The sequence below is a fragment of the Mesorhizobium sp. CAU 1732 genome, assembly GCF_039888675.1.
Taxonomy (GTDB): Bacteria; Pseudomonadota; Alphaproteobacteria; order Rhizobiales; family Rhizobiaceae; genus Aerobium.
In genome coordinates this window covers 128,174-149,575 of sequence record NZ_JBDQQR010000004.1, presented here as the reverse complement: position 1 = coordinate 149,575, position 21,402 = coordinate 128,174, and the positions used below count along the sequence as shown (strand labels likewise).

The 21,402-nt window shown below is 61.5% G+C and carries 20 protein-coding genes and 3 pseudogenes; 7 read left to right on the top strand and 16 right to left on the bottom strand.

Going from position 1 to position 21,402, the window contains the following annotated elements; translation table 11 throughout:
• Positions 1-24: 24 nt before the first annotated feature.
• From AAFN55_RS24500 to AAFN55_RS24470, 7 genes are all read right to left on the bottom strand, one after another.
• Positions 25-786 carry an ABC transporter ATP-binding protein gene (locus tag AAFN55_RS24500; RefSeq protein WP_347801618.1) on the bottom strand — a complete coding sequence of 254 codons (762 nt, stop codon included), beginning with the start codon at positions 784-786 and terminating at the stop codon, positions 25-27.
• Positions 783-1,544 carry an ABC transporter ATP-binding protein gene (locus tag AAFN55_RS24495; protein ID WP_347801617.1) on the bottom strand — a complete coding sequence of 254 codons (762 nt, stop codon included), beginning with the start codon at positions 1,542-1,544 and terminating at the stop codon, positions 783-785. Before AAFN55_RS24495 ends, AAFN55_RS24500 begins: the two co-directional genes overlap by 4 nt.
• A complete protein-coding gene (locus AAFN55_RS24490; RefSeq protein ID WP_347801616.1) occupies positions 1,541-2,518 on the bottom strand; it encodes a branched-chain amino acid ABC transporter permease in 978 nt (325 codons plus the stop codon). The genes AAFN55_RS24495 and AAFN55_RS24490 overlap by 4 nt, the downstream gene beginning before the upstream one ends.
• Positions 2,518-3,372: a branched-chain amino acid ABC transporter permease gene (locus AAFN55_RS24485; RefSeq protein ID WP_347801615.1), complete on the bottom strand. Its 855-nt coding sequence runs from the start codon at positions 3,370-3,372 to the stop codon at positions 2,518-2,520. Before AAFN55_RS24485 ends, AAFN55_RS24490 begins: the two co-directional genes overlap by 1 nt.
• A gap of 127 nt (positions 3,373-3,499) precedes the next feature.
• The gene (locus tag AAFN55_RS24480) at positions 3,500-4,273 is read right to left on the bottom strand and encodes an SDR family NAD(P)-dependent oxidoreductase (protein WP_347801614.1); all 774 of its coding nucleotides are present in this window, start codon (positions 4,271-4,273) and stop codon (positions 3,500-3,502) included.
• Positions 4,274-4,337: 64 nt separating this feature from the next.
• Entirely contained in the window at positions 4,338-5,120 is a 783-nt protein-coding gene (locus AAFN55_RS24475; RefSeq protein WP_347801613.1) for a 3-ketoacyl-ACP reductase, read from the bottom strand.
• The gene (locus tag AAFN55_RS24470) at positions 5,117-5,584 is read right to left on the bottom strand and encodes a MaoC/PaaZ C-terminal domain-containing protein (protein WP_347801612.1); all 468 of its coding nucleotides are present in this window, start codon (positions 5,582-5,584) and stop codon (positions 5,117-5,119) included. The genes AAFN55_RS24475 and AAFN55_RS24470 overlap by 4 nt, the downstream gene beginning before the upstream one ends.
• 88 nt (positions 5,585-5,672) lie before the next feature.
• Here AAFN55_RS24470 and AAFN55_RS24465 point away from each other — a divergent pair, with 88 nt between their 5' ends.
• Positions 5,673-7,091: an FAD-linked oxidase C-terminal domain-containing protein gene (locus AAFN55_RS24465; RefSeq protein WP_347801611.1), complete on the top strand. Its 1,419-nt coding sequence runs from the start codon at positions 5,673-5,675 to the stop codon at positions 7,089-7,091.
• On the top strand, positions 7,088-7,957 hold the full coding sequence (locus AAFN55_RS24460) for a hypothetical protein (protein ID WP_347801610.1): 870 nt from the start codon (positions 7,088-7,090) through the stop codon (positions 7,955-7,957). Before AAFN55_RS24465 ends, AAFN55_RS24460 begins: the two co-directional genes overlap by 4 nt.
• A gap of 20 nt (positions 7,958-7,977) precedes the next feature.
• On the opposite strand, the gene AAFN55_RS24455 is transcribed toward AAFN55_RS24460, so the two are convergent.
• A complete protein-coding gene (locus tag AAFN55_RS24455; protein WP_347801609.1) occupies positions 7,978-8,985 on the bottom strand; it encodes an NADP-dependent oxidoreductase in 1,008 nt (335 codons plus the stop codon).
• Between the two features lie 346 nt (positions 8,986-9,331).
• On the opposite strand from AAFN55_RS24455, the gene AAFN55_RS24450 reads away from it, so the two are divergent.
• Positions 9,332-10,462, top strand: a complete 1,131-nt coding sequence (locus AAFN55_RS24450; RefSeq protein WP_347801608.1) for a Fic family protein — start codon at positions 9,332-9,334, stop codon at positions 10,460-10,462.
• A 185-nt stretch (positions 10,463-10,647) separates the two neighbouring features.
• Here the strand turns inward: AAFN55_RS24450 and AAFN55_RS24445 are convergent, their stop codons facing one another.
• Positions 10,648-11,688, bottom strand: coding sequence for a class I SAM-dependent methyltransferase (locus AAFN55_RS24445; protein ID WP_347801607.1), 1,041 nt, complete (start codon positions 11,686-11,688; stop codon positions 10,648-10,650).
• 272 nt (positions 11,689-11,960) lie between these two features.
• Here AAFN55_RS24445 and AAFN55_RS24440 point away from each other — a divergent pair, with 272 nt between their 5' ends.
• Positions 11,961-13,922, top strand: a complete 1,962-nt coding sequence (locus AAFN55_RS24440) for a GGDEF and EAL domain-containing protein (protein WP_347801851.1) — start codon at positions 11,961-11,963, stop codon at positions 13,920-13,922.
• Between the two features lie 156 nt (positions 13,923-14,078).
• Here AAFN55_RS24440 and AAFN55_RS24435 read toward each other — a convergent pair whose 3' ends face one another.
• Both AAFN55_RS24435 and AAFN55_RS24430 read right to left on the bottom strand, forming a co-directional pair.
• The gene (locus tag AAFN55_RS24435) at positions 14,079-14,357 is read right to left on the bottom strand and encodes a BrnA antitoxin family protein (RefSeq protein ID WP_347801606.1); all 279 of its coding nucleotides are present in this window, start codon (positions 14,355-14,357) and stop codon (positions 14,079-14,081) included.
• Positions 14,341-14,643, bottom strand: a complete 303-nt coding sequence (locus tag AAFN55_RS24430) for a BrnT family toxin (RefSeq protein WP_347801605.1) — start codon at positions 14,641-14,643, stop codon at positions 14,341-14,343. The genes AAFN55_RS24435 and AAFN55_RS24430 overlap by 17 nt, the downstream gene beginning before the upstream one ends.
• A gap of 107 nt (positions 14,644-14,750) precedes the next feature.
• On the opposite strand from AAFN55_RS24430, the pseudogene AAFN55_RS24425 reads away from it, so the two are divergent.
• Positions 14,751-15,020, top strand: a pseudogene (locus tag AAFN55_RS24425) (DUF2269 family protein); the annotation flags it as partial.
• 330 nt (positions 15,021-15,350) lie between these two features.
• Positions 15,351-15,431: pseudogene (locus tag AAFN55_RS24420) on the top strand (alcohol dehydrogenase); the annotation flags it as partial.
• Positions 15,432-15,590: 159 nt separating this feature from the next.
• On the opposite strand, the gene AAFN55_RS24415 reads toward AAFN55_RS24420, so the two are convergent.
• Positions 15,591-16,118 (bottom strand): hypothetical protein, encoded by a 528-nt coding sequence (locus tag AAFN55_RS24415; protein ID WP_347801604.1) that lies wholly within the window; start codon positions 16,116-16,118, stop codon positions 15,591-15,593.
• Positions 16,119-16,152: 34 nt separating this feature from the next.
• Here AAFN55_RS24415 and AAFN55_RS24410 point away from each other — a divergent pair.
• Positions 16,153-17,215, top strand: a pseudogene (locus tag AAFN55_RS24410) (transketolase); the annotation flags it as partial.
• A 376-nt stretch (positions 17,216-17,591) separates the two neighbouring features.
• Here AAFN55_RS24410 and AAFN55_RS24405 read toward each other — a convergent pair.
• The 4 genes from AAFN55_RS24405 to AAFN55_RS24390 are packed head-to-tail and all read right to left on the bottom strand — an operon-like array spanning position 17,592 to position 21,353.
• On the bottom strand, positions 17,592-18,353 hold the full coding sequence (locus tag AAFN55_RS24405) for an ABC transporter permease (protein ID WP_347801603.1): 762 nt from the start codon (positions 18,351-18,353) through the stop codon (positions 17,592-17,594).
• Positions 18,350-19,105, bottom strand: a complete 756-nt coding sequence (locus AAFN55_RS24400; protein ID WP_347801602.1) for an ABC transporter permease subunit — start codon at positions 19,103-19,105, stop codon at positions 18,350-18,352. Before AAFN55_RS24400 ends, AAFN55_RS24405 begins: the two co-directional genes overlap by 4 nt.
• Positions 19,102-19,875 (bottom strand): ABC transporter ATP-binding protein, encoded by a 774-nt coding sequence (locus AAFN55_RS24395; RefSeq protein WP_347801601.1) that lies wholly within the window; start codon positions 19,873-19,875, stop codon positions 19,102-19,104. The genes AAFN55_RS24400 and AAFN55_RS24395 overlap by 4 nt, the downstream gene beginning before the upstream one ends.
• Positions 19,872-21,353 (bottom strand): amidase, encoded by a 1,482-nt coding sequence (locus tag AAFN55_RS24390; protein WP_347801600.1) that lies wholly within the window; start codon positions 21,351-21,353, stop codon positions 19,872-19,874. The genes AAFN55_RS24395 and AAFN55_RS24390 overlap by 4 nt, the downstream gene beginning before the upstream one ends.
• Between the last annotated feature and the right edge of the window lie 49 nt (positions 21,354-21,402).

Below are 21,402 nucleotides of genomic sequence, written 5' to 3'. Positions count from 1 at the left end.
GGTTTCAATGCCGACGAGGCGGCGTTATCCGTTCGCTGTGCCCATGAAGGCGTCCGCGAGCTCCTCCGGATTCTCAAGTTCCTCCTTGCCGCCGCTGCGCACGATCTGGCCGTATGACAGGATCACGTAGCGATCGGCGACGCGGCCGGCGAAGGGAACGTTCTGCTCGGCCAGCAGCAATGCCAGGCCGCGCGACTTCAGGATGTCGAAGGCGCGTTCGAGGATGTCGAACACCGCCGGCGCCAGCCCCTGGCTCGGTTCGTCGAGGATGAGCACATCGGGATTGCGGCCGAGCGCAAGCCCGATGGCCAGCATCTGCTGCTCGCCGCCCGACAGCACCCCGGCCATGGCCTGGTCGCGCTGCTTCAGGATCGGGAACAGGCTGAGAATGAACTCGCGCTGTTCCTCGCGCGCCTGCTGCGGCAGGAGCCGTAGGCCGACATCGATGTTCTCGCGGACGGACATGGTCGGGAAGATGTTGCCACGCTGCTCCGGCACGAAGGCGATGCCGTTGGCCGCCTTGGCATGCGCGCTCATCTTGCCGATGCTCCGCTCCCGGACGATCACGTCGCCGCCACCATTGACGATGCCCGCGATCGAGCCGAGCATGCTGCTCTTCCCGGCTCCGTTGGGACCGAGCACCGCCAGCATCTCGCCGGCCCGCAGCGTCAGATCGACACCCGACACCACCGTGATGCGGCTGTAGCGCGCCGATATGCCCTTGCAGGACATGACGACCGGCCGCGTATCCGTCTCGAAATCCACCACCTTGCTCATGGCTGTCATCGACCGGCGCTCCCCAGATAGACTTCAACGAAGGCACGGTCCTTGGCGATCTCCTCGGGCGTTCCCTCAAGCAGGACACTGCCGTCCTTGAGGACGACGACATGCTCGGCGAGTTCCCGAATGAGATTGAAATTGTGCTCGACGAGAAGCACGCCCACGCCGCGTTCTGCCAGCCGCCGGACTTCGTAGGCGAGCATCCGCTGCTCATCACGCGCCAGACCCGCCGCCGGCTCGTCCAGCAGGATGTATTTGGGCTCGTTGGCGACCGCGCGCGCCACTTCCACGAGACGGACACGGCCCATCGGAAGCTCGCTCATCTGAAGCGACCGATAGTCCGAGAGGCGCAAATCGGAGAGGATCTCGTCACACCGGCTGCGGAAGCGCTCTTCCTCGCCGGCAGCATAGGGACTGCGCAGCATGGACCCGAAGATGCTCGCTTTGTGCACCGGATAGAAGCCGCACATGATGGCCTCCTCGACGGTCACTTTCGGGTCGAAGCGCGGCGTCTGGAATGTTCGCGCGAGACCCAGCGCAATGCGGCGATAGGCGGGAAGCCCGTCGATGCGCTCGCCGTCCACCTTCACGGTTCCGGCGGTCGGCTTCACCATCCCGGTGATCGCGTTGAACATCGTACTCTTGCCGGAGCCGTTCGGCCCGACGATCGACAGAATGCGCCCTTTTTCGAGCGTCAGCGACGCGTCCTTGAGGGCCGTGACGCCGCCGAAGCGAACCGTGACGTCGTTGACTTCGATGGTCATGCGACACCTCCACGCGCTTCGGCAGGTCGCTCCGTGCGCTTTGCTGCGGGTGTAAGGAGCTTCTTCCAGTTGGTGCCCAGAACGCCGTTCGGGGCGACCAGCAGGACGAAGATCAGGACCGCGCCGAAGATCATGCCCTGCGTTTCCGCAGCCGGCAGATAGAGCGTGATGAGCGTCAGGAATGCCGCGCCGAGCACCGGCCCGAGGAAGGTGGACGCCCCGCCGATGACCGCCATCAACACGATGCGGATGGACACGTGCATGGTCATGGAATCCGGCCCCATATAGGTCAGATGATGCGCATAGAGCCAGCCTGCCAGGCCGGCGACCGACGCCGAGAGCGCGAAGTAGACGGCGAGCAGTGCCGGAACGTTCACACCGTCGGCCGTGGCGCGGAGCGGGTCGTGTTGGGCGGTCTTGACCGCGCGGCCGATCGCCGAATCCGTCAGGTTGGCGTAGAGCACGATGACGCCGATCACGAGCAACCAGCTCAGGACGTGCATCGAAAAGAGGCTTTCCGCGAACCAGAGCGTCGGGATGCCCGAGATGCCGATATAGCCGCCGGTGAAGTCGCCGCCCTCGCGGATTGCAAGCTCCAGAACGAGGCTCAGGAGCAGGGTTGCGATGGAGAGCGGCAACGGCGAAAGCCGCGTGATCGCGCGGGCCATCGGATAAGCGAGCAGCATCGGCAGGATCAGCGCAAGCACCAGCCCGACCAGCGGCGACAGTCCGTAGCGCACCGTGATGATCGACGTCGCGAACGCGCCGATCGCCCCGAACGCCGCCGGTGCCATCGACAGGATACCGGCCTGCCCGTAGGCCATACCGACCGAGAGCGCGAGCAGCGCGAAGATCGCCACGAGGACGGAGTTGTCAAGCCAGAAGGGGCTGCCGCCGATGATGGGCGTCAGCGCGACAATGATGGCAAGCAGCACGAGTGCCGGCATCATGCGGGACAGTAGTGTCTTGCGCATCAGACGCGCCCTCCCGTTGCGGAAATCTGGTTCATCCGGCCGAGCGACAGAATGATGAAGATGAAGACCAGTGGCGCGCCGGTGGCGAGGCCGCCGGGCAGGTAGCCGGAGCTGAGCGCCTGGACGATGCCGATGATCAGGCCACCGGCAAAGCCGCGCAGCGGGCTGCGCATGCCGAAGATGATCGCCGAGCCGAAGCCCCAGATGGTCAATGTGAAGGCCGTGCTGTAGTCGGCCCCGGTCGTGAAGAGGATGAGCACGCCCGCAACGCCAGCAAGCAGGCCGCCCAGCACATAGGTCGAGAACCAGATCTGCTTCACGGGAATGCCGTTGAGCGCCGCCCCGATGGGGTTGACCGCGCTTGCCCGCATCGATCGGCCGAACGGCGTCTTCTGGAGGACGACGAACAGGATCGAGAGGATGGCGAGACACACGACCAGGTTGATGCCCATTTGCGGGCTGATGCGAATACCGCCGATGTCCCAGAAGGTGGCGAAGGGCTGCCTGATCATCGGGCTCGTGCCGAAGAACGTCAGGATGAAGGATTCGATGAAGGTCGCGAGACCGAACGTTCCGAGCACCGCGATCACATGCTCGACCGCGCCGGGGCGGTTCAGGCGCATGGAGATGACGCCGACGATCATCGAGGCGAACACCGCGGCGCCGATTGCCAGCACGACGCCCGTTGGCCCGCCGACCACGAACATGACGGCGGCGGCCAAAACGGCATAAGCGCCAAGTGCGACGTCAACCGAGCCGGTCGTCGAGAAAAGAAGGCTCACCGGGAAGGCCAGAAGCCCGTAGGTGACGCCAAGCAGCGCTCCTCGAATGAGGTATTCCGTCAGTTCGAACACGATTTCCTCCCGGTGTCCGTTTCGCTGCGAACACGTGTCGATGCATGATCTGCATACTTACACGTCAGTAAGTGCGAAACGCCATCTTATGTCAAGACCCGCCGCGACGCCATGCGTGAGCGACGGACTAGTTCATCCACAACCCGCCGGTAACATTGATTGATTGACCCGTCATATAACCGGCCTCCTCCGAAACCAGAAAAGCGACGACGCGCGCGACATCCTCGGGTTTCCCGAGCCGCCCCAGCGGTATCAGGTGCTCGCGGTCCGCGGCAGGCAGCAGGCCTTTCGAGAGCGCCGCCTCGTCCGCCTGCTCGCGCATGCGGGTGTCGGCGATCGTGCCCGGGCAAACGGCATTAACGCGCACACCGGTCTTGGCGAGGTCGAGCCCCATCGACTGGGTCATGCCAATGATCGCGAATTTCGATGCGCAATAGGCGAGCGACATCGGCCGTCCCGACTTCCCGAACCACGACGCCACGTTGACAATGTTGCCGTTGCCGCGATCGCACATTAACGGGGCGACGAGATGGCAGCAATTGAAGGTGCCGCGCACATTGACCTGCATCGTGCGCTCGAAATCCTCCGGCGTTGCGTCGAGGATCGACGCGACCTGCCCGATGCCGGCATTGTTCACGAAGATGTCGGGGGCTGCTCCCCAGTCTGATATCGTGGCATCGAGCGCCCGGGACGTCTGCCCGAGATCCGACACGTCGACCAGATGCGTCGTCACCAGCGCGCCCTGTCGCGCGAGGTCTGCCCTCGCCGCCTCGAGGCTCGCCGCGTCGATATCCCAAAGGGCGACAGCGCACCCTTCCTTGACCAATCGCGATGCAATGGCCAGTCCGATCCCGTATGCTGCGCCGGTCACGACCGCGCGCCGGCCTTCAAGTCCGTACATTCTTCCTCCTGGCATAGCTGCGCCGATCCTTCGCAGCCAAGCGAACGGGATCGGCTAGGGCCGCCTATGTGCGCCTGATATGAATGCCGCCATCCACATGGAAGGCGTGTCCGGTCGAGTACGGCAGAAGCCCCGCAGCCAACACGCCGACTGTATTGCCGACGTCCTCCGGCTCGCCCCAGCGTGCCAGCGGAAACCCGCCGGACCGCGCCCAGTTGTCGTACTTCTCGAAGACGTCCGCCGTCATGTCCGTCTTGATGATGCCGGGCCGCACCTCGTGAACGGCGATGCCGTACTCCGCCAGACGCAGCGCGTAGAGCGTTGCCATCATCGCGATCCCCGACTTCGAGATGCAGTAGTCGGCCTGGGCCTGTGTCGCGATGACGGCGTTGCCCGACGAGATGAAGATGACGGATCGATCCGGCCGCGTCGGTTCAGTAACCGGCTGCGCGATCATCCGCTTGGCGATCCGCTGCGTGAGAAAATAGGAACCACGCAAATTCACCGATATCAGGCGGTCGAAGCTCTCGACGGGAACGTCCAGCATGTCGCCGCGATAGGCGGTCTGCACGCCCGCATTGTTGACGAGGCACGCGATCGGCCCCAACGCGTCCCACGCTTCGGAGACGATCCGTTCATGATCATCGATATCGGAAACGCTGCCGGTGACGAAGGCGCCCTTGCCGCCCCGCTCCGCGATGCCGGCCAGCGTTTCGTCCGCAGATGCATCGCGTTCGAGATCGTTGATGACGACATCGAAACCTCGGTCGGCCAGCGCATAGGCGATGGCTCGGCCGATGCCGCGTCTGCCTCCGGTGACCAGTGCTATCCTGCGCGCCCCCGTCATTGCGCGGCTTCCCTGGCGGGCGCTTCGACCGGCACCCAGCGCATGATGTGCGTCGCGCCGGCCACCGTCTCGCCGCGCTGGTTGGTGGCAGTCACCTCCGACAGGACACGGCGGCGGTCTCCCTCCAGCTTGGCGATCGTGTAGGTGATCGTGACCGTGTCGCCGAAGAACACAGGCCCCATGAAGCGCACGCGATCGTAACCTTGGGACACCGGCGTGTAGCCGACATATTTTTTGACGTGCGGCGTGAACATCAGCGTCGATGCCGTGGACATCAGCCCCATCGACAGCACGCCGTGGGCGATGCGGCGGCCGAAGGCCGATTTGCTCATGAACTCTTCATTACAGTGCACATCCGAGAGGTCTCCCGTGATGCCCGCAAACAGATAGACGTCGCTCTCGCTGACGGTCTTCGAAAAGCTCACCGTGTCGCCAATGGCGACGTGAAAGTCAGCGTCCTGCATCGTCTCTCCTCCCGAATGACCAAGGCTGCATAAACCTGACTTGCATGTAGGTCAATATGCGATATGAGGAAGATGTGGAGGAGCACGGATGGACACGACGACACATCAGGCGAAGCATCAGCGCGACCTTGGTTACGCGGATGCGATAGCGGAACTCGCGGCTTCGTTCGGCGATCGGCTGTCGACGGCGGAGGCCGTCCGCCGGCAGCACTCCAGCCAGTTGACATGGATGGTAAGCCAGTTGCCCGACGCGGTGGTCTTTCCAGACTCGACCGAAGAGGTTGCGCAGATCGCGCGGATCTGCGGCGCCCATCGGGTGCCGATGATCGCCTTCGGCGCGGGCTCGTCCTTCGAGGGCCACGTCAATGCGCCGGAAGGCGGTATATCGATCGACCTCTCGCGCATGAATGCCATCGTGGAGGTCAACGCCGAGGACATGGACTGTCGCGTCCAGCCCGGCGTCACCCGCCTGACCCTGAACGAGCATCTGCGCGACACCGGCCTGTTCTTTCCAATCGATCCTGGCGCGGACGCATCCCTCGGCGGCATGGCCGCAACGCGCGCGTCGGGCACGAACGCCGTGCGCTACGGAACGATGCGCGACAATGTCGTCGCGCTGACGGCGGTGCTGCCGAATGGCGAGATCGCTCGGACCGCGCGGCGCGCCCGCAAATCCTCGGCGGGCTACGATCTGACACGGCTCTTCGTCGGCTCGGAAGGCACGCTCGGCATCATCACCGAGCTTGTCCTTCGCCTCTCTCCGATTCCCGAAGCCGTGGTGGGGGGAACCTGCGCTTTCCCGACGGTGCGCAGCGCATGCGACGCGGTCATCGCGACGATCCAGAGCGCGATCCCGGTCGCCCGCATCGAGTTGCTGGACGAGCTGACGGTGCAGGCCGTCAATCGTTATTCCGGGCTCGGCCTAGCGGAAAGCCCCCTGCTCCTGGTCGAGTTCCACGGCACGCCCGCCGGCGTCGCCGAACAGTCCGAACGCTTCGGCGAAATCGCCGAGGCGTTCGGCGGCGGGCCCTTCGCATGGTCCGAAAAACTGGAAGAGCGCACCGCTCTCTGGAAAGCGCGGCACGATGCGTACTGGGCATGCCTTGGGCTGCGGCCGGGAGCGAGGCCAATACCGACAGACGTTTGCGTGCCGATCTCGCGGCTTGCCGACTGCGTCGAGGAGACGAAGCGCGAAATCACCGAACTCGGGCTGATAGCCCCGATCGTCGGCCATGTCGGCGACGGGAATTTCCACGTCCAGCCCTTGGTGGACATGAGCGATGCGGGCGAGATCGAAACGGTGAAGGCCTTCGTCGGGCGCATGGTCGAACGCGCCATCGCAATGGACGGGACCTGTTCGGGCGAACACGGGATCGGCCAGGAAAAGCGCAAATATCTGCGCCGCGAACATGGCGACGAGACGATGGAGCTTATGCGCACCATCAAGCGCGCCATCGACCCGCATGACATCATGAACCCAGGAAAAATGCTCGAGGCCGAGGCATGAACATCATAACCCCAAGGCCGCAGCGCGCCGGTTCTGTGGATTTCGTCGATGGCCACACGCGTCTTTACGGCATCCTCGGCCATCCGATCGAACAGGTCAGGTCGCCGGAAACCGTCACCTTCGAGCTGCGCCGACGCGGCATCAACGCGATCCTCCTTCCACTGCACGTCAAGCCCGACGATTTCGACGCCGTCTTTCCGCAACTGCTGAAACTCGAAAACCTGGACGGCCTCGTCATCACCGTGCCGCACAAGGGTCGCACGCGCCGCCATCTGGAGCGCGTCGGGCCGCTTGCCAAGTTCAGCGATGGCGTGTCGGTTCTCGCGCGATCCCTGGACGACCAGTGGATCGGCGAGATGTTCGATGGCGCGGGCTGCGTGTCGGCCTTACTGAAGCGCGGCGTCACCCTGTCGGGCAAACGCATTCTGCTTCTGGGAGCCGGCGGTGCGGGTGCCGCGATCGCCGGCGCGATCGCCCGGCAGGAACCAGCAATTCTGTACATCCACGAGCCCGACGCGACGCGCAGCGCAGACATCGTGGCAAAACTTCGCGCGGCGTTTCCCCGGACGATCGTCTCGGAAGGCCTGCCCAATCTCGATGCGGTCGACGTTCTGGTCAACGCGTCACCCGTCGGCATGCTGGACGAGACGCGCATGCCCTTGGAACTGGATCGCATCCCGGCGCACATCGCGGTCATGGACGCGATCATGGACCCCGACCGCACTCGGCTCCTGAAGGTTGCCGAGGAGAGCGGATGCGTCACCGTCTACGGTCGCGAGATGCTCGATGCGCAGATATCGGCCGTCTGCGATTTCCTGCTGGACGCGCGCGCGACGCCGGCCGACGATGTGGTCATCCACCGCTGAAGCGCGGAGCTAGCCGCCGGTCAGAGCTTGATGACGAGCTTGCCCCGGTTCCGGCCCTTGAGAAGGCCGAGAAACGCATCGGGTGCGTTCTCAAGTCCATCCACCACATCTTCGAGCCGCGCGATCTCACCCTTGGCGACGAGCGGAGCGGCAAGCTCGATGAACTCGTCGCGATACTGCGCGAAATCCGTGACGATGAAGCCACGCAGCGTCAAACGCTTCACCAGAACGTCGCGCATCAGCAAGGCGAGACGGGTTTCGTCCGGATAGCTCCCCTCGTCGCTGTATTGCGACACGAGCCCGCAGACCGGCACGCGCGCGAAGTCGTTCAGGAGCGGCACGACGGTGTCGAGGACGCGCCCGCCGATATTCTCGAAATAGACGTCGATGCCATTCGGGCACGCCGTCGCAAGTGCTGCGGCGAGATCAGGGTCGCGGTGATCGACCGCCGCATCGAAACCGAAATGCTCGATCGCAAGCTTGCACTTCTCCCCCCCGCCGGCGATCGCGACGGTCCTGCATCCGAGGCGCTTGGCCAGTTGGCCGACCATCGATCCGACCGGCCCGGTGGCGGCCCCGACAACGACTGTCTCGCCGGCTTTCGGCATCCCGATCTTCATCAGGCCCGCATAGGCGGTGAAGCCGGGACTTCCGAGCACACTCAGGAAAGCGGGCGCATCGGCGACCGACGTGTCGATCGCGCGCAGCGTCGCCGCCTTCGCAACCGCGTAGTCCTGCCATCCTCCGCCGGCGAGCACGAGCGTGCCGGGCTCGAAACCGGAATCATTCGATTGGACGACTTCCGCGATCGTGGCACCAACCATCACGTCACCGATGGCAACCGGCGGCGCATAGGATTTCGCATCGTTCATCCGCCAGCGCATATAGGGATCGAGCGAGAGATAGCGATTGTGCAGAAGCACCGAGCCGGATGCGGCAAGCTCGGGAACTGCCGTTTCAACCAGCCGGAAATCGCCGGAAGACGGATCGCCCACGGGCCGCCGCGCAAGCTGCCACTGCCTATTCATGATCATCTCCGACAACTAAGGATCGCGCAGTGCTTACTTGCATGAAAGTCAATTTGCAACCACTATCAAGAATGCGCTGTCCTCTTGCTTGGCCATAAGCATTGAGGCTATCGGCCCGAAGACGGGAGATTGCTGCGATTCACCCTCACCGCCAAAGGTCAGCCAGAAGTCCTGCGCCCGTGAGCAACGTTGGAACGATCCGAGAGCAGGAACAGCGCGACCTTGGCTCCTTCGTCCGGCTCGCTGCCTCAGCAAAGCGGATTTCTTGGCGGCTAAGGCATAGATTTCATTTCTATAACTCATGGTGATGCGCTATCATGAGCTATAGAAAGGCGCTCTATAGCTCATGACGTGGAACTGGGAACAGCCCGACTGGCCGCATTTTAGCTATGATACGCAGGCGTTGGAACCGCTGGAGCGCGAATTCCTGCTGCGCTCTGGCGAATTCCTTGGTGTATTCCGCCACGTCAGCCCCGATGAACGGGACCAGCTTCGCATTGATCTTATCAGCGAGGAAGCCCTCAAGACATCCGCGATCGAAGGCGAGTATCTGAATCGCGACAGCGTTCAGTCATCCCTTCGTCAGCAACTCGGGCTCGGGAACGACGGCAAACGTATCCCGCCCGCGGAACGCGGCATCGCCGAAATGATGGCGGATGTCTACCTCCATTTTTTCGATCCGTTCAGTGATAGAACCCTGTTCAACTGGCACAAGATGCTGATGACGGGGGAACGTCGCGTCGAGGTGGTCGGCCGTTACCGCGAGCACGCCGATGCAATGCAGATCGTCTCGAACAGGCTGGACGAACCCAGGGTGCATTTCGAAGCGCCGCCATCGAGTCGCGTCAGGTCGGAGATGGATACGTTCATCACCTGGTTCAACGATACGTCACCGAAAGGAAAAGTATCTTTGCCGGCCCTGACCCGCGCCGGCATAGCGCACCTCTATTTCGAATCCATCCATCCCTTCGAGGATGGCAATGGCCGTATCGGCCGCGCTCTCTCGGAGAAGGCGCTCGCGCAAAATCTTGGTGAGCCAAGCCTGATCTCACTTGCCTGGACGATTGAGCGCCACCGCAAGACCTATTACCGGATGCTGGAAATCAGCAGTCGGGATAACAAGATCACCGACTGGCTCGTCTACTTTGCGGAAACCATTCTGGAGGCGCAGCGTGTCACGCTCACGCGGGTGGAGTTTTCCGTTGCTAAGGCGAAGTTCTATGAGCGTTTTCGCGGCCAGTTCAACGAGCGCCAGGAGAAGATGATCGCCCGCATGTTCCGGGAAGGCATTGATGGCTTCAAAGGTGGCCTCAGCGCCGAGAACTATATCGCCATCACCAAGACGTCGCGGGCCACCGCAACCAGGGATTTGCAGGACCTCGTTGCCAAAAAGGCTCTGACAAGAATCGGCGAACGCCGGCACACTCGGTATTTTCTGAATCTTGCTGACCGCTTCGAGGTGGTGCAGCAAAACTAGATCGCCGTGCATCCTTGCGGACGCACGAGTGGCGATCTATCTCTTTGTTTGAGCATCGGAATAAGCCGAAAACCGCAGGCCACTTTTCAGACCCGATAACAGGCAACCTCCTCGAACGGGCCGCACTTGCCCTCAAGTCGAAGTCGAAGAGTTTCAGTGCATCCATCTGGATGCACCATTAGATTTCATGCGGGCGTCGTGATCGTGGCATACACAATGTTGCGGTTCTCGCCGAAGAACACTTCGGCGTCGACCGCGTTGCGATCGACCGTGCCGTTGATGATTTTCCACATCTGCGCTTCGGAGCGCAAAAGCAGAGTCCAGTCCATGAAGGTTTCCATGTAACCGTCATCGGTCACTTCAGGCGAGAAATTGGCGAACAGCATCGTGCCGCCCGGCTTCAGCATTTCCATGCAACGGCGCGTCAGCCGAATGGCGACGCGGTCGGTCAGATAGTCGTAGAGTCCGGCAGCATAGATAAAGTCGAACGTTCCAAGCTTGTAGGCGTCCGTCAGGAGGCCGCGAACCGATCCGTCGATCGCATCGACCGGCGTGCCGACGAAATCGCGGGCCACGGAACCGACGCTCATCGGGTCCTGGTCGAGCGCAACCCATCGCTTGATCTGACCGCTTCTGAGCGCGACAGAATGTTCTGCTTCGCGGAGGTGGCCCGATGCGATTGCCAGGATTTCAGCATCGCCCCCGCGCGCCGCGGCCACCTGGTCGACCATCCGCGCGAGGTTGTCGCGGCGTTCTCGAACCGCCACGCAAGACGGATAGTACTTGCTGTAGTCATAGAGCGCGCTGCCGATCGGCGTCGAGTCGGCCGCAGACTGCAGTGCGCTCTCGTGTTGGTAAATGAAATCGAGGAGTTGTGCGTCTCCGGAATAGCCGCGTGGCTTTTCGAAAGACCAGCGCGTGAACGGGTCCTGATGAAAGTAGTCCGCAACCGGATGGTGCTGCGCTACCGGGATCAATTCGCGCCAGATGGCGGGGGCCACCCGGCGACGCAACTTGTGCAGCGCATCCACCGTCCAGCGCATCGTCTGCACCGGGTCCTTGCCTTGTTCGAAGCGCAGACGCGCGGTGTGCAGGACAAGCGCGAGTTCAGCCATCGCATCGGTGGGACGTTCTTGCTGATCGCTTGGATACCGGGCGGCGATATCAGCCGCGACGGCTTGTGACGTGATGAGGCTTTCCCCGTCGAAGACTGGTCTATCTTGCATTTAACTCCACTCAATGGCGCGTGTTCGGGAACACTATGCGCCACCTGACGCATCCGCAATATTTGTAACTTGTTTAATTTAATTTTGTTGATTTTCTTAAACGAATTTCTAACGTCGTCGACGCGGGGGATAGTCGCCTTAACCGAATATTTTGGTGCTGCCGCGAAGATTGCCTCAACACGCGTGCTCTGTGAGCCGCATGTGCCATGCGGTGTCGCCGCAATGGAGCCATGGCGGGCGGTGAAAGACGCATGAGCAAGGTAAGGCCCAATATGCTCGCTGGCGATTTGCAGAAGCGCTCTGCAGACCCGTCGCTGGTGCGCTTGAAGAAGCTTTACCACATCGACCGCGAAGAGCTTCGCCGTCGGGCCATCCGGCATGGGCTTTGGGTCGCGGTTGTGGTCTATGTCAGCTTTGCGATCACCGATGCAATCCTGATCTCGGACGTCGCCGCCTTGACCATAGCGGTGCGCATTGTGGTCGGGCTGGCGACGCTCGTCCTTGTCGAATACGAGTTTCGGACCAACGTTTCGGCGGCGCGCATGGATGTCACCTGCGCTACGGCTCTCGTCGTCGCCTATTTCGGCTGGCTGTTTACGGCGATCACGACGAGCGAGACCGACGTCATCGCGCACTATGTCGTCTTCGGCGCGATCTTCATGATGAGCGCCAATCTTTTCTTCAGCTTCCGGTTCGGGTTTTCATTGCTGGTTTCCGGCCTGATGCTGGCGGCCTCGCTGTTTGTCATCCTCGGCTATTTTTCGGAAAGCCCGGCGTATCAGCTCTCCTTCGGGGTCTTCTACGTCTCCTGCTTCCTGTTCACGTCTTATGTGAACTGGCGGCTCAATCACGAGCGCTTCAACGTCTTCGTCAACGAACTCGAAGCGCGTAACCAGCAAGCAGCAGCGGCCGAACGCGGCAAGGAACTGCTGCGGCTGTCGCGCACCGATCCCCTGACGGGACTCGACAATCGCCGCGCGATCAACGACCGCCTGCGTACGCTGTGGACGGGTTGGGAGCAGCATGGGCAAGCTTTCGTCGCCATGCTGATCGACGTTGATTTCTTCAAGCGCTTCAACGACTGCTACGGGCACCAGGAGGGCGACGCCTGCCTGATCGAAGTGGCAGAGGCGCTGCGGGAGACGATCCGGCCCGGCGCAACGCTCGGTCGTTACGGCGGCGAAGAGTTCATCGTGCTGGCGCTGCTCACCTCGCCCGAGGATTCGCTGGCCCAGGCGGAAGAATTGCGGCTGGCCGTGCAAGAACGTGCGCTTCGCCATCAACAGCGACGCGACGGCATCGACACCGTTACCGTCAGTATCGGCGCGGCAATTTCACGCGCGCACACCGACGCCAAACTCGAGCGTATCATCCACGAAGCTGATCGGGCTCTCTATCTCGCCAAGGCGAACGGCCGCAATTGCAGCTACCTGTTCGACCCGAGCGACCCGCAGAGCAGCGACGAAAGCGACAATATCGCCGCCCTTCTCAAGATCGCGGTCGAGCGCGACCTCATCTCCCTCGTATATCAGCCGATACTCGATGTGAGCAGCGGACGCATAGTCGCGCTCGAGACGTTGATGCGGCTGAAGACGCTCGATGGCACGGCCGTACCGCCGACCCTATTTATTCCGGTCGCCGAGCGGACCGGCACGATTCTCGAGCTCGGCCGCTGGGCGATCCGATCGGCCTGCCGAGAAATCGTCGCCAACGATCTCGTGCGAATCGTCAGCATCAACGTCTCGCCGGTACAATTGAAGATGCCGGGCTTCGCAGCCTCGGTAGCGACAATACTGGGCGAGACAGGCGTGCCCGGTAGCCGGCTCGCCTTTGAAATCACCGAAGGGTTGGAAATGGAGTTCCACCCTGAGGTGCTGCGGTGCATTTCCGACCTGAAGCTCCTTGGCATCGATATTTGGCTCGACGACTTCGGAACGGGCTTTGCGGGCCTGTCATGGCTAAGGCGGATCGATTTCGATACGGTCAAGATCGATCGTTCCTTCCTGCACGATTGCGAGACGGAACGCGGCTACGACATGTTTCAAGATATCGTACGCCTGATACGAAATCGCGGGCATACCATCCTCGTCGAAGGGGTCGAGACGGCCGAGCAGCTTTCGCTTCTGAGACGTCTCGGCATCGACATGGCGCAGGGCTATCACCTCGGCCGGCCTGAGAGCCACGACCAGCTTCACCTCGCACCGCCAGCGACTGCGGAAGCGCATTTGAAATGATGTAACTATTAAAAAAAACGAGACCGGCCAGAAGTGGAATGCTCCGCGCTAGCCAGTCTCCAAGGCTGGCGCAGAACGTGTCATTTTGAAGCAAGGAACGGACGGAACCCCATCGCGGAGATCTGCCAAGCACGCGGCTCTTTTCACATGTTACGGTCAGCGTTGCGGACCGGTCGTATCGAGCTTCTCGGCAAGCCAGACCTTGATAAGCGATTGATACGGGACATCACGCTTGCCAGCCGCAACCTTGATCCGCTCCAGAAGCGTATTGGGCAATCGCAGCGAAATTGATGTTGACGAAGGCTTCAGATTCGGCAGCCGCACCTTTTCGGCCTTGCTCCAATCGATGTGCTGGCTGGAGTCATGGCTTTCCCAGAAAGCCCGTTCCTCAGCCTCGCTCGCGAACTTCGGTATCGTGTCAGATGCCCTGTTCATAATAGCTCCGCTCCTTGCGGCTCATATCGCGGGCTGAAATCACCCGCAGTTTCTTCCCATCTTCCCGAAGCGTGAAGGTGATGTGCAGCAGCCTCCCGTCATCGGTGCGCCCGAGGGCATGGATGCGCCGCTCGGCGCTGCTGTGCTTCACGTCGGGAACCGTCAGCAGGGGTTCGTTGACGAACACCTGCTCGGCTTCGATCTGGCTGACATCGTGCTTGTCGGCGCTCTTGCGCGCGTTGCCGTCGTCCCAGTCGAAGCCAACGATTCTGTCCCACGCAATCATGATTGTATATTGTCAGCATATACAAAACTTGCAAGGGAGGAAGAGAGGAAAGTCCACTCGCAGATCGACCTAGCCGCCGGCGCTTGCGCTCACCGGCGTCGCCCTGCTGGCATGCCGGCTACTCTCTGGGGGAAGGATGGATCGTTCTTTCGATCCTGCTGTACATCGTTACGGGCCTGTTCTGGCTGCCCGTCGTTTGGATCCAGATGGAGATGCGTCGGCTCGCAAACGCGGCAGTTGCGGCAAACATTGCGTTGCCTGAGCGATACAACCTCCTCTTTCGCATTTGGTTCATCTTCCGCTTTCCCGCTTTTGCAGCGGTGCTTGCGATCTTCTGGTTGATGATCACGCGCCCGGGGATCGACTGGTTCGGCTAAGTGCCGACTAGTAGCCCAGTGAGGAGGCAAGGAACAATTATGCCGGACGCCGGTTTGACGCCCGCTTATCCGGGAGTGCGAACATGCTGCAGCGGCTGTGGGCTAGGTTCTTCGGAAGACGGCATCGGTCGCCCGGGCCGGGTGCCGTCGACGACATCGTACCTTTGTTGCTGGAGTATCCGCCAAGGCGTGGAGTCGAAGCACGTGAACCGGCCGGAATACTTGACACAGTCGCGTCGCCGGCAAGCGAGCGCCGACATTTGAAGTCGAACGAAGCGCCATGACCGTCAGTTCCACCTCGCCAGTGTCTCGGCCGCGCGACCCTTACCGCGCGCCTCGCTGGAGGACGGCCCTGACCTTTACAAGGCTTTTCGCGACAAGACGGACGGCTGCATCAAGGTGGTGATTTAGCCGTAACATGCCCGCTTCTACCATTCAAACTGGAGGAACAGTGATGTCTATGAACCGTGACAACCGGCATGAGCCGGAATCAGCAAAATGTCCCGGCCAAGACGAGAGAAACAAACGTGAGACTTCCCAGGATGCGGCTATTCCAAAGCCGAAGTCTCTCTACGGTCTGCCGGAAAGTGTCCATGCTTCGCTGTTCGCCCAGACGGACCCGGCACCGGTGACCGTCGCTGTGCCCGCAACCGAGGCATGACCGATGTAGGCATCAGTATTACTAACTGCGCCGCCTTCCTCGATGATCAGCGTGCCGGAGCCTTGAACGCCGACAATGAGAACGTCGCTGTTCGACCAGGTGGAGCCAGGATCGGTCACCATCGCCGTTCCGGTGGAGGCCGAAGTGAGACCGAGAACGCCAACTGTCGTGGTAACCGTGCCGCCGCCCTCGATGCTCAGTGCACCGGGACCGGTTACGCCGATTTCGATGTCTCCCCCCACGTTCCAATCAGGTGACGTGGGCGGTGTCCCGAGAGGGAACGCAGGGACGAGCGATCTGCGAAGGTTACCGGATGGGCTTTGAAGCGTCGGCTCGATCGAATAAGGATTGCCGGCGAAATTGCTGAACGGGATGCCGCGGTAGGTCCCGCTCGCGGTCATGTGCACATGACCCGAGACCACAGTGCGGACATCCATGCCTGACAAACTCGAGCTCGGCCCCCAATCGGTGATGTCGCCCCAGCAAGGCTTCGGCCTTGTCATGCACGAGATTGCCAAGTGCGATAATGAGTTCGCCAAACGCACCGTCACCACCGAGCGGACGTTACCGTCTCGACAAATCTCGGGGCATGGGTCAATCGGCGAGGCCTCTTCTCGAAAGAGACGACCGCCGACCTGTTCAAGGCCGAACGCATCCCTTCGTTCGGCGAGCGGTACCGGTAGGAACACTATACGACCCTTTCATCAAGCGAGGCCTCGATGCACTCAATTACGCCTGCTATCAGGATGCGCGTTTTATGATCGTCGCGACACCTTCCGGTATCACCCTGGCACCGGAAGGCGGCGCACATCAATCGATTGCAACACCGTTGATCGGCATGGCGCAAGATGGCCTTGCCAGCTTCGAGCCCGCCTTCGTCGACGAACTCGCGATATTAATGCGATGGGCGTTCGAATACATGCAGCGTGCCGGTGAGCCCCTGCCCCATAGCTCGACTTGGCTGCGCGACTCCACTGGCGGCTCGGTGTATTTGCGCCTGTCGACACGCAGCGTCGAACAGCCGAAGCGCGAAATCCCTCCACACCTCGAAGCCGACATCATCAACGGCGCTTACTGGATGCGTGAACCAGGTCCGAACCCGCAAGTGATCGTGGCATACACCGGCGCAGTCGCGCCCGAAGCAATCGAGGCGGTGGAAATGATGGGAGAAGATCGCCGCGATGTCGGTCTCCTCGCGATAACATCCGCCGATCGGCTTAATGCTGGCTGGAGCACTGCGCAACGCGCGCGTGAAGCCGGTGCGGGCAATGCACGTAGCCATATCGAGCGACTGCTTTCAAGACTGCCGGCACATTGCGGCATCGTCACCGTCATCGACGGCCATCCAGCCACTCTCGCATGGCTGGGTTCAGTGGTTGGTCATCGCACTCGATCGCTCGGCGTAGAGCATTTCGGGCAGACCGGCACTATCGCCGACCTCTACCGCCATTATCAGATTGACGCGCCCGGCATTGTCGCTGCGGCTGAAAGTTTGTCGTCAGAAAGACCCATCCGCAATATTTGCTTGCGATAACCATATCGCCAAGGCCGGACGATCCCTCGCGGACCTTTGCTAGGTGCATGACGATGAGCGGCCGGTATTCAGGCGATGGTAGGAAACGCGAGCCCTTGGGTCCTTTTTCGAACATCGCCAAAGCTCAGTCCCTCTCCGGCTTTGACGGCGACTGAGCCACGTATTTCCAAACCTCCGGGCACGTTGGCATCCGGCATTCCAAATGCTGGGTCTTGCGGCATTTGCTACTTTTGCGTGTATACGCATAAGATAAATATGCTGCCCTTGCACAAAGGCGGAGATCTCGCTCATTCCAGTTCTGACGAGTCCGCCCTCACCACACGAGATCGCGGCGCACTACTTCTGCTACGCGGTAAGTCGACTCGCGATGCAGACTTTATCGACCCCGCCAGCGCAGCAGCCTGGCCTCAAGCTGCGCCAGCGCCAGTGCTGAAACCAGACCGATCAACCCGAGCAGGATGATCCCGGCATAAAGGTCGGCGGAGCGAAAGCTGCGCGCGGCCAGCATCACGAACTGTCCTAGCCCGGGCCGGCTCGTCAGCATCTCGCCCACGACGGTGATGATCAGCGCAACGACGAGACCAACGCGCATGCCCGCTAATATGTCAGGCATTGCGTTCGGCAGCGCGATCATGCGCAGATAGTGCCATCTGCTAAGCCTCATCACGCGGCTGACCTCGACCAGTCTGACATCGACCGCAGCCACTCCGTAGGCCGTCCCAAGTAGCATCGGCCACAACGCGCCGAAGCCGACGGAGACCAGCACCATCGTATCAGAGAGGCCGAAAAAGGTGATCGCAACGGGAATTGCCGCCGAGGCAGGAAGCGGGCGCAGGAGTTCCAGAGTGGGCGTCACATAGGTTCTGGCAAAGCTGGACAACCCTATCCAGGCGCCCAGCGCGATGCCGAGGACAGAAGCGAGCAGCCAGCCGAGAAAAATCCGCTCAATAGTCGAGTAAGTTGACGAGGACAACCGGCCGGTTTCAAAGCCCCGCATCAGCGCATCGAACGCGGCTCCCGGCGCGGGCAAAAAAACGGGGGCAACGAGACGGTTCGCTGCGACGAGATGCCATATCACGACAAGAATTGCCGTAACGGCGATACTCCCCAGCCCGAGAGACAAATCGCGCCGGTTCATCTTGTGTTCCTCGTGTAATTGAGGCGGCGAAGGACGCCGCCTTCAAGGCGCAGCAGCACGAAGTTGAACGTCCAGCCGACGAGAATGAGCCAGATCAGATAGGCAAACATGATCTCGGGTCTTAGCGCTTGCTGGGCGATCTGCATTCCGTAGCCGAGCCCTAGCGGGTTGACCGCCACCTCGACTGTAACCGCCACGATCAGCGATACCGTTGCCGCCAGCCGCAGCGCCACGAAGATGCGGGGAAGCGCAGAGGGCAGCACAATCTTCCAAATCGTCTGGATGGGGCTCAATCCCAACACGCACGCAACTTCGATCAGCCGCGGCTCGATATTGGCGACTGCGCTGCGGGTCAAGACGAGCACCGTCCAAAGGACGCTGAAAGCAACGACGGCGATCTCGAGACGGAAACCGAGGCCGAAGACGAGCATGAAAAGCGGAATAATCGCAACGGAGGGTACCGGTCTCACCAGTTCGATCGACACGACCATCAAACGGTTGAGCAATGGCCACAATCCGAGGAAGATACCGAAAAGCACGCCGATCCCTCCGCCAAGCGCCAGCCCGGCCAGAGCCGCTGCCAGCGTCTCAATCGTGGCCGTGAGAAGTGAGCCGTCGGCGAGGGCTCTCAGCGCCGCCAGCGATATCTGCCCCGGACTCGCCAAGGCATCGCTCTCCACCCCCCGGGTCCAGGCCGTGAGCTGAGCCGCCGCGATGAGGCTGACGGGTAAGATAGCGCCACGCCAGTTCATGCTGACGGCTCGAGCTCAGCGTCCTTGATGAAATCGTAGAGTTCGCGGCGGATTCGCAGGAATTCCGGATCCTCGAGGGTCGCCACCTGATCGCGTGGACGGGCGATCTTGATGTCGAATACCTTGCCTATCCGGCCGGGATTGCGACGTAACGCGATGACGCGGTCGGCCAAATAGATCGCCTCCTCCAGGTCGTGCGTGACGAAGAACACGGTCATGCGCTGCTTCATCATCAGGCGCTGCAGTTCATCCTGGAGACCTTGCCGGGTCATCGCATCCAGCGCGCCGAACGGTTCGTCCATCAACAGCACCTGCGGCTTTTGAGCCAGACTACGCGCTATCTGGACCCGCTGCTGCATGCCACCGGATAGCTCTGAGGGGAACTTGTCCCCGTCGTCAGAAAGACCCATGAGATCCAGAAGATGCGCTATCATGGCCGGACGCTCGCGGCGCGGCGTGGCGGCAGTCTCGAGCACAAGCTCGACATTTCCATATACGGTTCGCCACGGCAGAAGCGCCTTGCCGTAGTCCTGAAAGACGATCGCGATCTCAGGGCGTGGCCCGAGCAACGGCTTGCCATCATAGCACACCCTGCCCCGCGTCGGCGCGAGAAGACCGGCGAAGAGGCGAAGCATGGTGGTCTTGCCGCAACCCGAAGCGCCCACAACACAGACAAATTCGCCTTCGGCGATCTCGAGGTCGATGCCGGACAGGACTTGCTTTGCCCCGAACGTCACGCCCGACTCTTCAAAGCTCAGCAACGCGTTCAACCCTTCGCCCCTTCCCGATTGAATGTCGCCAACTCCGGTGGATAACCGGGAGGCGACTGGAAGGCGCGATAGCGCTCTTCCAGCAGTCTGGCAAACCGCAGGCATTTGAGATCATCGAGCCGATCACCAACGATCTGGATGCCGATCGGCAGGCCACCATCGGAAAGCCCGATGGGTACAGCGGTGCTCGGCAGGTAGAAGGCGCCGGTGTAGCCAGCCCAAAAGAGCTGGCGCCCGAACTCAGTCTCCACGCCGTTCACCGTCAAAGTGCGCCAGGCGGGGATCCGATCGTCATGGGGGAAAGCGGGAGTGGCGAGCACGGGAGACAGGAGCACGTCGTATCCGGTGAAGAATTCATGCCATTTGTGGTACATGGCTTGGCGCTCTTCGTTTAGCCTGAGCCAAGCGCGATGGCTCATGCTGACGCCGTCGAGGAATATCGAGCGAAGCTGGCTCGTGGGCCGTGTGTCGTCGAGCTTCTCCGCTTCGAAGGCAGCGACCTCCTCATCCGAGATTTCCTGCGAGATAGCCGCGCGCATCAGAAGTTCGTAGACAAGGTGAACGCGTTGGCTCTCGAGGTCTGGCCGCGCGTCGATCGCCACCTCGGCGCCTTCCTCGCAAAGGAAAGCTGCAAGCTTCGATATCTCGTTTTCAATGCAGCGATCGACCGGCGCGTAGTCATCGTTCGTTACAACCGCGACCTTCAGCCCACGCAAAGATGCCATCGATACTTCATGCGGCCGGATCGTTGCCCCGGACGGCCCTTGGCTGTGATCGGCAATGACGGCGAAAGCCGTCTCCAGATCTTCGGCGCTCCGAGCCATTGGGCCGATAACCGAGATGTCACCTAGCGCGTGACGTCTACGCAGCCAGTGACCTTCCGACGAGCAGAGGCCGTAGGTCGGCTTGTGGGCGTAGACACCGCAATAATGTGCCGGGTTGCGCAGCGATGATGCGATATCGCTCCCGAGTTCGAGCGCCGTTAGTCCCGCTGCAAGGGCGGCAGCCGAGCCGCCTGACGAGCCCCCCGGCGTCCTGTCGAGCGCCCAGGGATTGTTGGTGCGCCCGTAGATCGGGTTTGCGCTTTGCGCGTCGGCAAGCGCAGGCGGAACGTTGGTTTTGCCGAAAACAATGGCACCGGCCGTCTTCAGGCGCCTCACCGCGAGGGCATCCTCACCTGCAATGTTGTCCCTGAAGGGCGGCAAACCATAGGTCGTGGGCGTGCCAGCGAGACTGAATGATTCCTTCACGGTCATCGGGACGCCGTGAAAGGGACCCAGCGCATCGCCCGATGCGACCGCCTTCTCGGCATCACGTGCCGCTTTGCGCGCCTCGTCATCAACGCGCACCACGATGGCATTCAGCTCAGGGTTCAACTTGTCGACACGCACAAGATAGGCATCAAGCAATTCCTGGGCGCCAATTTTGCGAGCGCGTACGGCACGGGCCAGCTCACTTGCCGAACTGTAGAGATTCATGGCTTCTTCAGCTTGTGCGCGAGTTCTGTGTGCGGACCGGACTGCCGGC